Raw genomic sequence first — 14,012 nt, forward strand, 5'->3', positions numbered from 1 at the left:
TGGGGGTCGTTCGCCCGCCCGGTCCGCCCGGCGACAGGGCGACCCGAGGTTTCCGAGACATCGCGGAGGAGGACCGGCCATGGCCATGGAGCAGCTTCGCTATCGACTGCGCCCGGCGCTTCTCGCCCGCCGCGGCCGGCCCGTCGCCCACTGAGGCACTTCCCTCGCCCGGGCACGACGCCGCTTCCCGCCGCGCCGCCGCGAGCAGCGCCCGCTTCACCCGCGCGGCTCTATCCCAGCTGGCAAGAGGAACCGTTCTCAGGAAACGGAAGAGCCGGGTTCGAATCCCGGGAGCCGCACCATTCCCGTTCCACAACTGATGACCTATGCCCCCGTGGTCCAAATGGCAGAGGCGCTGGCCCGAGGAGCCAGATGTGCGGGTTCGAATCCCGCCGGGGGTACGAAACGGACTCTCGCGAGTCCGGTGAGGGGCGGCGCCGACGTGGGAGAGTCGGGCTCGGCTGTAAACCGGGTGCCATGTGCTGAGTGGGTTCGAATCCCACCCGCCCCACCGGCGCGACGACGGCGCCGCCGTCGTGAATTTCGCGATCTCGGGCACGACGGCGCCCAAGTGCGCCCGGTCCGCGTGGACTTAGTAGATCATGGTGGTGCGCCGCGCATGTCGTGCCCGCACCGATGGTGCGGATCTGTGGGGCACGCACGGCTGATGATGTTGCCCTGGTTTCTTCGGCCGGTCTCGCTGACAGCGGCCAACCCCTTCGGAGGCGCTTCGTGGTCCCCTTCCAGTTCCCTGTACCTGGAGAGCCCGTCCCGCACACTCTCGCCCGGCTCAGGGAGATCGGTCCGGTCGTCCCCCTGGAGCTCCCGGGCAATGTCAGCGCCTGGGCGGTGACCAACTACGCCGCTCTGGCCGAACTGCTCGCCAACGACAACAAGCTGGTCTCCAGGAACCCCAGGCACTGGTCGGCCCTCCGGAACGGGGAGATTCCCGCGGACTGGCCGTTGCGCCCGCTCATCGAGGGCGAGCATCTCCAGGTCCTGGACGGCGTCGACCACCGGCGGCTGCGGACGCTGGTATCCCGCGCCTTCACCGCGTCACGCGTCGAGGCGCTGGCACCCCGGGTCGAAGAGATGGTGACCGATCTCGTCGATGAGGTCGTCGCGGCCGGTGACGGGGTCGACCTGGTCTCCGCCTTCACCGAGCCGCTGCCGATGTCGGTGATCTGCGAGCTGTACGGCGTGCCCGAACCAGAGCGGCCCCAGCTCCGGGCCTGGGCCAACACGATGATCTCGCACACCAGCACCGGGGAGCAGACCGCCGCGGCCAACCGTGACATGCTCGCGTACCTGGCCGAGCACGTGGAACGAAAGCGCCGCGACCCGGGAGACGACCTCACGACCGGGCTGGTCCGCGCGCAGGACGAGGGCGACCAACTGTCCGGCTCCGAGCTGGTGACCAATCTCTGGCTGATGATCATCGCCGGCCACGAGACCACCGTGCACATGCTCGGGCACGCCATCGTGGCGCTGTGCACCCATCCGGAGCAGCGTGCCCTCGCGGTGGCGGAGAACCTCTGGCCGCAGGTGGTGGAGGAGACCCTCCGCCACCGCACGTCCGTGAAAACCAGCCCGTTCCGGTACGCGATGACGGACGTGAACCTCGCGGGGACGGACATCCCCGCCGGTGACGCGATGCTGGTCTGCTACGGAGGAGCGGGCACCGACACCGACCGGTACGGCGAGGACGCGGACCGGTTCGACATCACGCGGGAGGACAAGGGGCACCTGGCCTTCGGCTACGGCCCGCACTTCTGCATCGGCGCGCCGCTCGCCCGGCTCGAAGGCCGGATCGGTCTCCCGGCACTGTTCAACCGGCTACCCGGTCTGCGACTGGCCGTCGACGCCGACCACATTCCCTACTCGCCGTCCTTCATCACCTACGGCCCGCTGTCCCTGCCCGTGAATCTCGGCCTTGCCGCGGATCGGACTCCGGAGCGCGCCGGCCCGAGCCGGTATAGGACCCGGTAGAGGACCGGGCCGAAGGCGACCCCGGCACTGTCCGCCGTGGGGGCCGTCGGCCGGCATGACCCACGGCACGGATCCCGCCGGATCGGCTCCGGCGGGATCCGACTTTTGTCAGGAGGGGCTGAACGTGACCGGCAGCGTGGACAGGCCGCGTATCTGAAAGGACGGCCGCCAAACGAGGTCGTCGGCGGCCACCGCCAACGTCACGTCCGGGAGCCGGTCCAGGAGCACCTCGACGGCGGCCTGCGCGATGACCTCGGCGAGCTCGGGCGCCGGGTGCGGGCACCCGTGCGGGCCATGGCCGAACGCCATATGGGCGTGATTTCCGGCGGACCCGGAGAAGAGGTCGGTCCGCACCTCGGGATCGGCGTTGGCGCCGGCCAAGCCCAGGATGAGCGCGTCACCGGCCCGGATGTGCTGCCCTCCCAGCTCGGTGCCCTGAGCGGCCCACCGCCCGATACTGTTCTGGCCGGGAGTGTCCTCCCACAGCACCTCGTTCAACGCCTGGCCGACGCTGCGGCGGCCTCCGGAGAGATTCACGGAGAACCGGTCATCGGTCAGCATCAGCCGCAGAGTGTTCCCGATCCAGTTGGCAGTGGGATCCTGCCCCGCGACCATCAGCAACAGCAGATCCTGGATCAGCTCGTCGTCGCTGAGCCCGGCGGGGTGCGCCAGCATACGAGAGGGCACATCCGGACCGGGGTGGGCCCGCTTGCTCTCCAGCAGCCGCCCCATCGTGGCGGCGAACCGCTGATGGGCCTCGGCGGCACCCTCGCCGCCGTCCAACGCCGCGCTCACATCCCGTACTAGGGCCGGCGTCTCGGACCCGGGCATACCGAACAGCCCGGCGACGGCCACCAGCGGCATCCGGTGGGCGTACTCCCGCATCAGGTCGACCTCACCGCGGCCCGCGAACGCGTCGATCAGTGAGTCGGCGATCCGCTCGCATCGAGCCTTGAGCTCGAACTGGTCGACGGCGGCGAGGGCATCACTGATGGCCTCGGCCCGCCGCTGGTGCTCGGCCCCCTCGGTGAACAGCACTGAAGGTTGATAACCGACGAACGCCATGAGGGGCCAGTCGGGCGGGATCTGATCCCAGGCGTTCCACCGGCGGGAGTCGCGGGCGAAGAGCTGCGGATTGCCGAGCATGTAGTGGAGCTCTCGGTACCCGATCACGAGCCACGCGGGGACGTTGCCCTCGAGCAGAACCGGGACGACCGGCCCATGCTGCCGCCTCATCTCCCGGTACAACTCGGCCGGGTTCTCCTGGTAACGCGGTCCGTACAGCGGCATGGCATTCGCGTGGGCCGGACACCCCGGGGGCGGCGTCGCTCCAGAGGACGACTGCGAGGCGTCGAACGACTGCTGGGTCATGGCGTGCTCTCTTGGGTGTCGGACAAGGCGTAGAGGTGGTTCACGAGCGTGATCAGCACGGTTTTGCTGGAGTCGCGCCTGCGGGCATCACAGTGGATCAATGGGATGCCATCGGACAGCGAGAGCGCCTCACGTACGTTCTCCAGGCCGTGCACGGGTCCGCCGAAGTCGTTGAGAGCGACGATGAACGGCGTCTTGTGGTGTTCGAGACGGTCGATGGCGTACCAGGAGTCCTCCACCCGCCGGGTGTCCACGAGGACGACCGCGCCGAGGGTTCCCGAGAACAGCCGATCCCACAAGAACCAGAACCGCTGCTGTCCCGGAGCGCCGAACAGATAGAGGACCATCTCGTCGTTCAGGCTGATGCGCCCGAAGTCGAAGGCGACAGTGGTCGTCGTCTTGTTCTGTACGCCCTCCGGGTCGTCGATCCCGACGCCCGCCCGGGTCATGGTCTCCTCGGTGCTCAGCGGCCGGATCTCACTGACCGAGCGGACCATGGTCGTCTTGCCCACGCCGAAACCGCCGACTATCACGATCTTGAGACCGTTGGCGGCCGTGCTCCGCAGTGGCGTGCGGGTGGCTTGCTCAGAGCTTTTCAAGTCCAACGAGCACCTGCTTCAGGATTTCTCGATCGGGCAGTTGCGCCCAGGCGGGGGTCGATGACGGATGGCGTGCGGTGATCCGGCCGGTGTCCAGGAGGTCGCACAGCAAGATCTTCACCACGCCCACCGGCAGGTCCAGCTCCGATGAGATCTCTACGACCGCCGTCGGCGTACGGCACATGCGGAGGATCTTGACGTGCTCAGACTGCATTCCCGGCGTGGGATCACATTCGCTGACGATCAGAGAGACGATGTCGATGGTGCTCTCGTCCGCCCGGCTGCGCCCGCCGGTGACGACGTACAGCCGGTCCGGGCCCTCCCTGTCGACTGGCCGTGAGGTCATGGCAATTGGCTGCTCTGCTGAGGCCGCCGCGGCTGGGCGACCAGGTACTCACCGAGCTGCTCGACCAACTCGTGCATGTTGTGTCCGATGACGCCGACGTCGGCGTCATCGGTCGCCACGACGGCGAGGTGGGCCCCTTCACCGGCCTCCACGATGAACATGAGCCCGCCGTGGAACTCGGTCATGGACTGCCGCAGCCCTCCGGTGCCGTCACCGAACTCGGCGGACGCGCCGTAGGAGAGGCTTTGGATGCCCGAGGCTATGGCGGCCAGCTGGTCCGCCTGGTCCACGGTCAGCCCGGACGAGTGGCAGAGTTTGAGGCCGTCCTTCGACAGCACCAAAGCGTGCCGGGTCTCCGGCGTCCGCTCGAGGAGATTCTCGAGCAACCAGTCGAGGTCGCGCTGTGAGGGCTTCATCGAGTTCTCGGGGCGGTGCTCCGGGCGTCGGTGCCGGGGCGCGGCCCCTGTCTCCAATCCTTTGTCGGGTCATCCGGTGTCGTGTCATCCGGGCCGGCGGGAAGAGCCGACATCATCAGGTGTCGTCCGCCGGGGGCGAGGACTTGGCACCGCTTGCGGGCCCGCCACGGCCGCTCTGGCGGAAGGCGCGGAATCGCTCCGCGGCTTCGGCGGCGGACTTCGCGGGCCTGGAAATCGGCTCGGCCGGTGGCGGGGACGCCGCCGCCAGCGTCTGGCCCTTCGGGCGCTTCGGCAGCCCGGGAGCCTTGCCCTCGGCGACGGGGACGCCGCTCTCGGCGGGCGAGGCCGCCTGAAGGGTCGGGCCGGTCTCGGTCGGCGCGGCCGCCGCGCCGACCGAGACCGTCGGGCGGGGCTCGGCTGCCGCCGCCGGGGTGGACGGGCGCACCGCCCGTGACATCGCAGGTGCGGCGTCCGGCGCGGCCTGCGTGATCAGCTTGCGTGGGATCATGACCACGACTCCCGTCCCTCCGCGCGAGGACGGCCTGAAGGAAACGGTCAGACCGTGCTTGCGGGCCAGGCAGCCCACCACCGCGAGGCCCAACCTCGTGCCGGACAACGTCATCAGGTCCAGCGGCTCGGACGACACGGCCCGCTCGGCGCGCCGCAGCGCGGTGGCGCTCATGGTGAGGCCGGCGTCCTCGATCGTGACCACGATGCCCGCATGGACCTCTTCGACGTACACGTGGGCCTTCTCGGACGGAGGCGAGAAGCGCGTCGCGTTGTCCATCAGCTCGGCCAGCGCGTGCATGACGCCTTCGGCGGCGTAGCCCGCGATCGCGACCAGGCTGGTCGAGTGCACCCGCACCCGCTGGTAGGCGCTGATCCGGCCGACCGCGCCGCGCAGGATGCTCTCCATCATGATCGGTTTGGTCCAGCGCCGGCCGGAACGGGCACCGGTGAGCACGGCGACGCTGTCGGCCAGCCGGCCCACCTGCGCGGTGCTGTGGTCCAGTCTCAGCAGGTCGCCGAGAACCTCTTCGTCATGCCGGTCCTCCATCTCACGCAGATCGGCGAGCATGCTGGTGGCCAGGGCCTGGACGCGGCCGACGGCGTTCGCCGAGGCCGCCATCGCAGCCGCGCGCATGCGCTCTCCCTTGCCGATCTCTTCGGCCAGGGTGTGGAGGATGCGTTGCTGGGCGCGTCCGGCGGGCCGCGTGATCTCAGCCAGGGCGGTGTCCGCCGATGCCCCGTCGCGCAGCAGCTTCACCAGGGCGGGCAGCGTCTTGTCGGCGAGCCGGGCCAGCTCCGCGTCCGTCGCCGCGACGCGGGTGCGTAGCTGGCGTGCGGTCTGGAATCCGTAGGTCCCGGCGGTCACCGCGGCGCAGAGGATGAGTGCGGCCATACCGGTGAGCACGGCGATGAGACCTCGGTTCGCGGCGGGTGCGGCGGCCGTCGCCAACAGGCATGCGCCACCGGTGATGACCGCCGCGGCCACCAGGGCGAACAGTGCCTGCTGGAGCGGCGGGGGCTCTTCCCGACGGCGGGTGGGAACGTGTGCTGACATCAATCAAGTCCTCGTCGGCGGCGGATGGAGGCGGGAACCGGGTCGAGCGGAGCCGCGGGCCGGTTCACCGTGCGGCGAGACGCCGACGGACTCACGGGACGTCCGGCGAATCCGCGCGCGTGGGGGCTCGCCGCAGGATCCGTAGGTGATCCCCGGTGGCACAGGGTGGCACGGAGCGGGGAGAACGGTCTGAGACGGACGAGCGGGGCACCTGGTGCCGACTCGGGCGGTCAAGTGTCTTGATCTCGATCCCCTCGCCTTGGCCGCGACTTCCGGTGCCGGCTGTGGAAGATCCCCGGGCCGCCCCCAGAACGGCGATCGTAGTGGCCCTGCCACTTAACGCGCTGGGATTCGTCGTATTTTGCCGTTACTTTCCGGGCGGGTAGCCACTATCTAGGAAATCCGATGCTCTCGGATCATCGGTCATTTCCTCGACCACGGGCGGAGCCTCGCGGTGCAGAGCGACCGCGATGACGACCAGCCCGACGCCGGCCACCTCGGCCACGGTCGGCACCTGCCGAAGCACGGCCACACCGATCACCGTCGCCGTGGCGGGCAGGAGCGCGACGAGCAGCGCGTAGGTCGCTCGGGCCATGCGAGCCATGGCGAGCTGGTCGCAGACGTACGGGATGACCGACGACGTGATCCCGACTCCGATCCCGGCGCCGAGCGCCACCGGGTCGATCAGGGCCGGAGCGGCCTGCCAGAGGCCCAGGGGCACGACCAGTACGCAGGCGACCAGCATGGCCCCGGCCAGCCCGTCGATTCCGCTGATGCCGGACAGCCGCCGGGCGGCCCGGTGCGCCACCACGATGTAGGCGGCGAACAGCACCGCGTTGGCGGCGGCGAAAACGAAACCCAGCGGCGCCCCGGTCAGCCGCACGTCGGCCAGCACACCGACACCGCACACGACCACCACGAGCGCCGCGAGGTTGCGCGGCGTACGGGCACCGAGGGCGGCCAGCACGATGACCGGCACGAACTCGATGGCCGCGACGGTTCCGAGGGGCAGCCGGTCGATCGCCAGATAGAAGCAGGCGTTCATGGCCGCGAGCACCGCGGCCCAGGCGACGATCGTGCGGCGGCCGGCGGGGTCCATCCGGCCGAGCAACCGCCACGGCCGGCGCCAGAGCGCGAAGACCAGCGCTGCACTCCAGATCCGCAGGCCCGCCACCCCGAGCGGCGCGAGCCTGGAGAACAGCAGGACGGCGAAGGCCGGGCCGAGGTAGTGGAAGACCGCGCTGCCGATGAAAAAGGACCAGGGAGGCGCCGTCGACAGGAGGGTGCGGGAACCGAAGAAGGGCATGGCTCCATCGTCGACCGGCCCGTAACTTTGCAGAATGGCGAATCGAACGGTCAGGCCAGGGCGAGCCTACGAAACCAAGGATCTCGACGCCCTCGACCTTCGCATCCTCACCGAGCTCCAGATCGACGCTCGGGTGAGCTTTGCCGAGCTGGGACGCCGGGTCGGGCTCTCGGCGCCGGCGGTGACCGAGCGGGTGCAGCGACTCGAGGGCACCGGTGTGATCGTCGGCTACCGCACCGAGGTCGATCCGAGGGCCCTCGGCTTCCCCGTCACGGTGATGGTCCGGATCCGGCCGGCGGTCCGGGAGCTGGGCCGCATCGCCAAGATCGCTGACGAGATCCCGCAGATCGTCGAGTGCTACCGGATGACCGGAGAGGACTGCTTCTACTTCACGATGCATCTGCGTGCGGTGGACGAGCTGCAGCCGATCCTCGACCGGTTCACCCCTTTCGGCCAGACGACCACGTCGCTCATCCATACCGCGACCGTCCCGCGCCGCCCCCTGCCCCTGTGATCGGCACAGTGATCACCCACAGCGTTCGTGGGGCGAGCGCGCGGTCCCAGGAGGCGGTGGCGGCCGCGTCCGAGGTCTGAGCCACGCCCGGCAAGGGTCATCGACCGGCTTGAGCGTCCCGGTCGTCGATGCCCAGCAGCTCGGCGGCCTCATCCAGCAGCGGAATGCCGCGCATCCGCTCCAGTGGCAAGTCGCGATCTTCAGCGTCCTCAAGTGGATCGTCCCCATGCCGGGTTGACAGCTCAACCGACTATCAGTCTAAAGTACTAGGTAACTAGATAAATGGAGCCTAGGATGATCGAGTTTCATCTGGACGAGCGGTCCGGCCTCTCGCCGTACCTGCAGATCGTCCGCCAGGTGCGGCAGGCCCTGCGGCTGGGCCTGCTGCGCGAGGGGGACCGGCTGCCCACGGTCAAGGAGGTCGTGGCGCAGCTGGCGATCAACCCCAACACGGTGCTCAAGGCGTATCGGGAGCTGGAGCACGACGGCCTGGTGGCCGCCCGGCCGGGGGTCGGGACGTTCGTCACGGCGACGTTGGTCGACGCCACCCTCGCCGCGCACGGGCCGTTGCGCCAGGAGCTGCGGCGCTGGCTTGCCAAGGCCCGCAGGGCCGGTCTCGACGAGGAAAGCATCGAGGCCCTGTTCATGACCACCTTTCGGACCACCGCTCAGGAGGAAATAGCATGACCGCCGTCTTGCGGGCCGAGGGACTCGGCAAGAGGTACGGGAAGCACTGGGCGTTGACCGACTGCACCCTGGACATCCCGACCGGGCATGTGGTGGGACTGGTCGGTCCCAACGGGGCGGGCAAGACCACGCTGCTCAACCTGGCCTGCGGCCAGCTGCCGCCGACCGCGGGCGGCATCACGGTGCTCGGCGGCCGCCCCGGGGGCAGCCCCGCGCAGCTGGCCAAGGTCGGGTACGTCGCCCAGGACACTCCCACCTACGCCGGGCTGAGCGTGGCCGAGCATCTGAAGCTGGGCGCCCGGCTCAATCCCGGCTGGGACGACGCGCTGGCGCGGCACCGGATCGAACGGCTCGGTCTCCGCCCCTCCAGCCGGGCCGGGAAGCTGTCGGGTGGGCAGCGTGCTCAGCTGGCCCTGACGCTGGGGTTGGCCAAGCGGCCCGAGCTGCTGATCCTGGACGAGCCGGTCGCCGCGCTCGACCCGCTGGCGCGCCGCGAGTTCCTGCAGGGCCTGATGGAGGCCGCCGTCGAGCAGCAGCTCAGCGTAGTGCTGTCCTCCCACCTGGTCTCCGACCTGGAGCGGGTCTGCGACTACCTGATCGTGCTGGTGGACTCCAAGGTCCAGGTGGCCGGAGAGTTGGAGAAACTGCTGGCCACCCATCACCGGCTCACCGGGCCGCGCCGCGACCCCGCCCGGCTGCCGGCCGACCAGCACGTCATCTCCGCCAGCCACACCGACCGGCAGTCCACCCTTCTGGTACGCACGCAGGCCCCGATCCACGACCCCGCCTGGACGGTCGGTCAGATCAGCCTTGAAGACCTGGTCCTCGCCTACATGAGCAAGCCCGCCGACACCCACCGCCGACCCACCCTGGAGGTCCAGCGATGATCTGGCTGACCTGGCGCCAGTTCCGCGCCGCGGCCGCGGCCACGGCCGCCGCGCTCGCCGCGCTCGCCGCCGTCCTGGCCATCACCGGCCCGGGCCTGGCCGACGACTACGCCACCGGGCTCACCGGCTGCACCACGCAGAGCGACGGCTGCTCGCGGTTCCTCCAGAACTTCTTCCATGACAACCAGGCGGCCTTCCTCGGCCTCACCGCCGTCATGCTGGCCCTGCCGGCACTTACCGGGCTCTTCTGGGGAGCACCGATGATCACGCGTGAGCTCGAGGCCGGCACGCACCGGCTGGTGTGGAACCAGAGCATCACCCGCACCCGCTGGCTGGCGATCAAACTCGGGCTCACCGGCCTGGCCGCCATGGCCGCCGCGGGGCTGGCCAGCCTCGCGGTGAGCTGGTGGTCCGGCCCTATCGACAAGGCCGCCGCCGCGAACGAGCCCGGCTTCCCAAGGATGGGGACACTGCTGTTCGACGTACGCGGCATCGTCCCCATCGGCTACGCGGCCTTCGCCTTCGTCCTCGGCGTGACCGTCGGGATGCTGGTGCGCCGCACCCTGCCCGCCATGGCCATCACCCTGGCCGTCTTCGCCGCCGTACAGGTCGCCATGCCGCTGCTGGTCCGCCCGTACCTGCGCCCACCCGTCCATGCGACCGTCGAGATCAGCATGTCGAACCTGGAGGGACTCGGATTCGAGCGCGGCGGAGGTCCTCTGCGCCTTCAGTTGCGGACACTGGCCCCCGACAAGAACGGCTGGGCCTTGTCCAGCCGGCTCGTCGACACGTCCGGAAACACGGTCAGCAGCACCGTCCCTGTGTCCACGACGTCAGGACCCTGCGCACCAGACCCAGCGCGGGGGCCCTCGGCGTGCTTTGCCGAGCTCAAGCGGCTGGGCTACCGGCAAGAAGTGTCGTATCACCCCTCCAGCCGCTTCTGGGCCTTCCAGCGGACCGAGACCGGGATCTACACCATCCTCGCCCTAGGCCTGGCGGGCTTCTGCTTCCGGCGGCTCCGCCGCGTGTCCTGACCGAACCTCACCGGAGCGCGGCAGGCCGGTCGACGATCCCGCCGCGCAAAGGCGTCGCCGGCTCTCGGTCGAGTCGATCATCTCGGCCGAGACCGCGGCGCTACATGCCACTGGAGTGCTAAGCCGACTCGCGGACCACCAGCTCGTTGGGCATGATCACCGAGTCGGCGGGCTCGCCCTCGAGCAGGCAGAGCAGCAGCCGCGCGGTCGCCCTCGCCTGGTCGCTCATCGGGCTGTGCACGGTGGTGAGCGGCGGCGCGGTGTAGGAGGCGGCCTCGATGTCGTCGAACCCCACGACCGCCACGTCGTCCGGCACCCGCCGGCCCGCCTCGCGCAGTGCCCGCAGCGCGCCGATGGCCATCAGGTCGTTGGCGGCGAACACCGCGTCGAGCGCCGGGTCGTCGTCGAGCAGCTGGCGCATGCACACGGCTCCGGAGAGCCGGTTGAACTCCCCGACGGCCGCGATCGACCGGCGTCCGGTGTCACGGAGGGTCTCGCGATAGCCCGCGAGCCGGTCCTGCGCGGCGATCATGTCGAGCGGCCCGGTGATCGTGGCGATCCGCCGTCGTCCCTGATCGAGCAGATACCGTACGGCCAGCGTCGCACCGCCCACGTTGTCGTTGTCGACGTACGGCAGGTCCACGGACATGGTCGGCCGGCCGTGGGTGACGACCGGCACGCCCATCCGCTCCACCGCGGCCGGCAGCGGATCGGCGCCGTGCATCGACATGAGCATCGCGCCGTCCACGTGCCCGGCCGCGAGCTGCTCCTCGACGCGCAGATGGCTGCCGGGCGACCCCGTGAGGATGAGCGTCACCCGCTTGCCGGCCGCCTCGAGCTCGCGGCTCACCGTGCGGACCACCGCGGAGAACATCGGGTCGTCGGCGACCACCCCGCCGGGAGGGTCGGAGACGATCACGGCGATCGCGTTGGTGCGCCGGGTCGCCAGGCTGCGGGCGGCGCCGTTCGGGACATAGCCCAGCTCCGTGACGGCCCGCATCACCACGTCGCGGATCTCGGGGGCGACCGTGGCCTGACCGTTCACCACCCGCGAGACGCTCGACCTGGATACTCCTGCCCTGGCGGCCACGGCCTCCAAGGTGGGTCGTTTCATACGAGTCCGTTCTGCCTCGCGACTGCGCCGGGCGACGAAGGTGCCGTCGCCGAGCGCCACCTTGGTCGTGGAGAGCGCTCCCTGCGAGGGTCGTCCCTTTGCCGCCGGGTGTCAACGGTCACCCAATTGAACGATCTTTATTGTCCCGGCGATTTGCAACGGTCCATCGAGAGAGCGCTCTCTCACTCGTCTTGACATCCGTGCAGTTCACGCCGAGCAATGGCGGACCGGAAGATCATTCAGATGGGCTTTCCCCGTCCTGTACTCGGCGTTGCGGGCACACCCGATCACCCTTTCCACAGAATTGATAAGGGTCTTGACAGATCTTTCGGACAAGCGCACTCTCAGCTTCCGGGAGCGCTCTCCGACCCCCCGCCCCGTTGAGGAGACGCCGTGTTCTCTTCCCGCAGTCCTGCCCGCGCTCGCCCCTTGCTGATCATCGCCACCGTCTTCGCCGTGCTCGCCTCCTATCTCGCCGTCACCCCCGTCTCCGGGTCCGCGGCCGCGCCCGTCTGCGATACGGCCAACGCCGCGCAGGGCAAGCCGGTCACCGCCTCGTCCAGTGAGAACGCCGGCTTCGGCCCGGCCTCCGCCGTGGACGGCAACGGCGGCACGCGCTGGTCCAGCGGCTTCAGCGATCCGCAGTGGATCCAGGTCGACCTCGGTTCGTCGGTGCCGGTCTGCGGCGTGACACTGACCTGGGAGGCCGCCTACGGCCGGGCCTACCAGATCCAGGTGTCCGACAACGCCTCGGCCTGGACCTCGATCCACTCCACCACCACCGGCGCCGGCGGCACCGAGACGCTGACCGTCTCGGGCACCGGCCGCTACCTGCGCGTGTACGGCACCCAGCGCGCCACGCAGTACGGCTACTCGCTCTGGGAACTCGCCGTCCGCACGGTCACCGACGGGGGGACCACCCCACCCCCGTCGGGCGACGACGTGCTGCTCTCGTACGGCCGTCCGGGCGCGGCCTCCAGCTCGCAGAACGACGGGAACTGCGGCAACTGCCTGCCGGCCCGGGCGTTCGACCGCGACCCCGCGACCCGCTGGGCGACGAGCTCCACGACCGGCTGGACCGACCCGGGCTGGATCTACGTCGACCTCGGCGCGACCGCTCAGATCCACCGGGTCGTGCTGCAGTGGGACCCCGCCTACGCCACCGCCTTCCAGCTCCAGACCTCGGCCGACGCCGCGAACTGGACGACGATCTACTCGACCACCACCGGCACCGGCTTCCGGCAGAACCTCACCGTGAACGGCACCGGCCGCTACGTCCGGATGTACGGCACCAAGCGGAGCGGGGCGTACGGCTACTCGCTCTGGGAGTTCCAGGTGTACGGCACCGGCGGCGCCCCGATCACCCCGCCGCCGCTGCCGCCCGACCCGCGCGAGCCGCCGCAGCTGGTCTGGAGCGACGAGTTCAACGGCGCCGCCGGCACCAGGCCGGACGCCGCCAAGTGGCAGCCCGAGATCGGCCCCGGCGTCAACAACGAGTTGCAGTACTACACCAACAACGACAACGCGTCGATGGACGGCGCCGGCAGCCTCGTCATGGAGGCCCGCAGGCAGGCGACGGCCGGCTCGGCATGCCCGCGCGACCCGATCAGCGGTAGCACCACCTGCCAGTACACCTCGTCACGGCTCAACACCTACGGCCGGTACACGTTCACCTACGGCCGGGTCGAGGCGCGGATCAAGGTCAGCGGCACCACGGGCCTGTGGCCGGCGTTCTGGCTGCTCGGCGCCGACTTCTTCAGCCAGGGCCGGCCGTGGCCGTACGTCGGTGAGATCGACATCATGGAGCACATCGGCCGCGAGCCGGACAAGACCTACTCCACGCTCCACGCCCCGGCCTACTTCGGCGCCGGTGGGTTCGGCTCGTCCCTCACGCTGCCGGGCGGCGACTGGGCCGCCGCCTTCCACACGTACGCCGTGGACTGGAACAGCTCCGGCATGAGGTTCACCGTCGACGGCAACGTCGTGCACACCGTCGACCGCGCTTCGCTGGAGGCGACCCGCGGGCCCTGGGTGTTCGACCACCCGTTCTTCATCATCCTCAACAACGCCGTGGGCGGTGACTGGCCCGGACCGCCCAACGCGTCCACGGTGCTCCCGCAGCGGATGCTCGTCGACTACGTCCGCGTCTACCAGTGATCCCACCGGTTCCGGTACGGCGTGCGCG

At 69.9% G+C, this 14,012-nt stretch carries 13 protein-coding genes and 3 tRNA genes; 9 read left to right on the forward strand and 7 right to left on the reverse strand.

The features are described 5' to 3' along the window. Positions 1-224 precede the first annotated feature (224 nt). The 4 genes from HKK74_RS02360 to HKK74_RS41240 all read left to right on the forward strand — a co-directional run bounded on the left by HKK74_RS02360 (position 225) and on the right by HKK74_RS41240 (position 1,989). Positions 225-302, forward strand: a tRNA-Leu gene (locus HKK74_RS02360). Between the two features lie 26 nt (positions 303-328). Next, positions 329-401: transfer RNA gene (locus tag HKK74_RS02365), tRNA-Leu, on the forward strand. 27 nt (positions 402-428) lie between these two features. Then, a tRNA-Tyr gene (locus HKK74_RS02370) sits at positions 429-511 on the forward strand. A 221-nt stretch (positions 512-732) separates the two neighbouring features. Further along, a complete protein-coding gene (locus HKK74_RS41240; protein WP_187241275.1) occupies positions 733-1,989 on the forward strand; it encodes a cytochrome P450 family protein in 1,257 nt (418 codons plus the stop codon). A 108-nt stretch (positions 1,990-2,097) separates the two neighbouring features. Here HKK74_RS41240 and HKK74_RS02380 read toward each other — a convergent pair whose 3' ends face one another. From HKK74_RS02380 to HKK74_RS02405, 6 genes are all read right to left on the reverse strand, one after another. Continuing rightward, on the reverse strand, positions 2,098-3,360 hold the full coding sequence (locus HKK74_RS02380) for a cytochrome P450 (RefSeq protein WP_246491108.1): 1,263 nt from the start codon (positions 3,358-3,360) through the stop codon (positions 2,098-2,100). Next, on the reverse strand, positions 3,357-3,959 hold the full coding sequence (locus HKK74_RS02385; protein WP_376771502.1) for a GTP-binding protein: 603 nt from the start codon (positions 3,957-3,959) through the stop codon (positions 3,357-3,359). The genes HKK74_RS02380 and HKK74_RS02385 overlap by 4 nt, the downstream gene beginning before the upstream one ends. After that, the gene (locus HKK74_RS02390) at positions 3,946-4,305 is read right to left on the reverse strand and encodes a DUF742 domain-containing protein (RefSeq protein ID WP_187241277.1); all 360 of its coding nucleotides are present in this window, start codon (positions 4,303-4,305) and stop codon (positions 3,946-3,948) included. Before HKK74_RS02390 ends, HKK74_RS02385 begins: the two co-directional genes overlap by 14 nt. After that, positions 4,302-4,721, reverse strand: coding sequence for a roadblock/LC7 domain-containing protein (locus HKK74_RS02395; RefSeq protein ID WP_187241278.1), 420 nt, complete (start codon positions 4,719-4,721; stop codon positions 4,302-4,304). The genes HKK74_RS02390 and HKK74_RS02395 overlap by 4 nt, the downstream gene beginning before the upstream one ends. A gap of 115 nt (positions 4,722-4,836) precedes the next feature. Continuing rightward, a complete protein-coding gene (locus HKK74_RS02400) occupies positions 4,837-6,285 on the reverse strand; it encodes a sensor histidine kinase (RefSeq protein ID WP_187241279.1) in 1,449 nt (482 codons plus the stop codon). A 367-nt stretch (positions 6,286-6,652) separates the two neighbouring features. Beyond that, complete coding sequence (locus tag HKK74_RS02405) at positions 6,653-7,591, reverse strand: EamA family transporter (protein WP_187241280.1); 939 nt, start codon at positions 7,589-7,591, stop codon at positions 6,653-6,655. Positions 7,592-7,625: 34 nt separating this feature from the next. Between HKK74_RS02405 and HKK74_RS02410 the strand changes: the two genes are divergently transcribed. From HKK74_RS02410 to HKK74_RS02425, 4 genes are all read left to right on the forward strand, one after another. Beyond that, on the forward strand, positions 7,626-8,105 hold the full coding sequence (locus tag HKK74_RS02410) for an Lrp/AsnC family transcriptional regulator (RefSeq protein WP_187241281.1): 480 nt from the start codon (positions 7,626-7,628) through the stop codon (positions 8,103-8,105). Between the two features lie 294 nt (positions 8,106-8,399). Continuing rightward, positions 8,400-8,792 (forward strand): GntR family transcriptional regulator, encoded by a 393-nt coding sequence (locus tag HKK74_RS02415; RefSeq protein ID WP_187241282.1) that lies wholly within the window; start codon positions 8,400-8,402, stop codon positions 8,790-8,792. Then, entirely contained in the window at positions 8,789-9,679 is an 891-nt protein-coding gene (locus tag HKK74_RS02420; RefSeq protein ID WP_187241283.1) for an ABC transporter ATP-binding protein, read from the forward strand. Before HKK74_RS02415 ends, HKK74_RS02420 begins: the two co-directional genes overlap by 4 nt. Beyond that, entirely contained in the window at positions 9,676-10,713 is a 1,038-nt protein-coding gene (locus HKK74_RS02425; RefSeq protein ID WP_187241284.1) for an ABC-2 membrane transporter-related protein, read from the forward strand. The genes HKK74_RS02420 and HKK74_RS02425 overlap by 4 nt, the downstream gene beginning before the upstream one ends. 118 nt (positions 10,714-10,831) lie before the next feature. Here the strand turns inward: HKK74_RS02425 and HKK74_RS02430 are convergent, their stop codons facing one another. After that, positions 10,832-11,827 (reverse strand): LacI family DNA-binding transcriptional regulator, encoded by a 996-nt coding sequence (locus HKK74_RS02430; protein WP_187241285.1) that lies wholly within the window; start codon positions 11,825-11,827, stop codon positions 10,832-10,834. Positions 11,828-12,220: 393 nt separating this feature from the next. Between HKK74_RS02430 and HKK74_RS02435 the strand changes: the two genes are divergently transcribed. Beyond that, positions 12,221-13,984 carry a discoidin domain-containing protein gene (locus tag HKK74_RS02435; protein WP_187241286.1) on the forward strand — a complete coding sequence of 588 codons (1,764 nt, stop codon included), beginning with the start codon at positions 12,221-12,223 and terminating at the stop codon, positions 13,982-13,984. Positions 13,985-14,012: the final 28 nt, after the last annotated feature.

This window comes from Actinomadura alba, from assembly GCF_014323705.1.
Lineage (GTDB): Bacteria > Actinomycetota > Actinomycetes > Streptosporangiales > Streptosporangiaceae > Actinomadura_C > Actinomadura_C alba.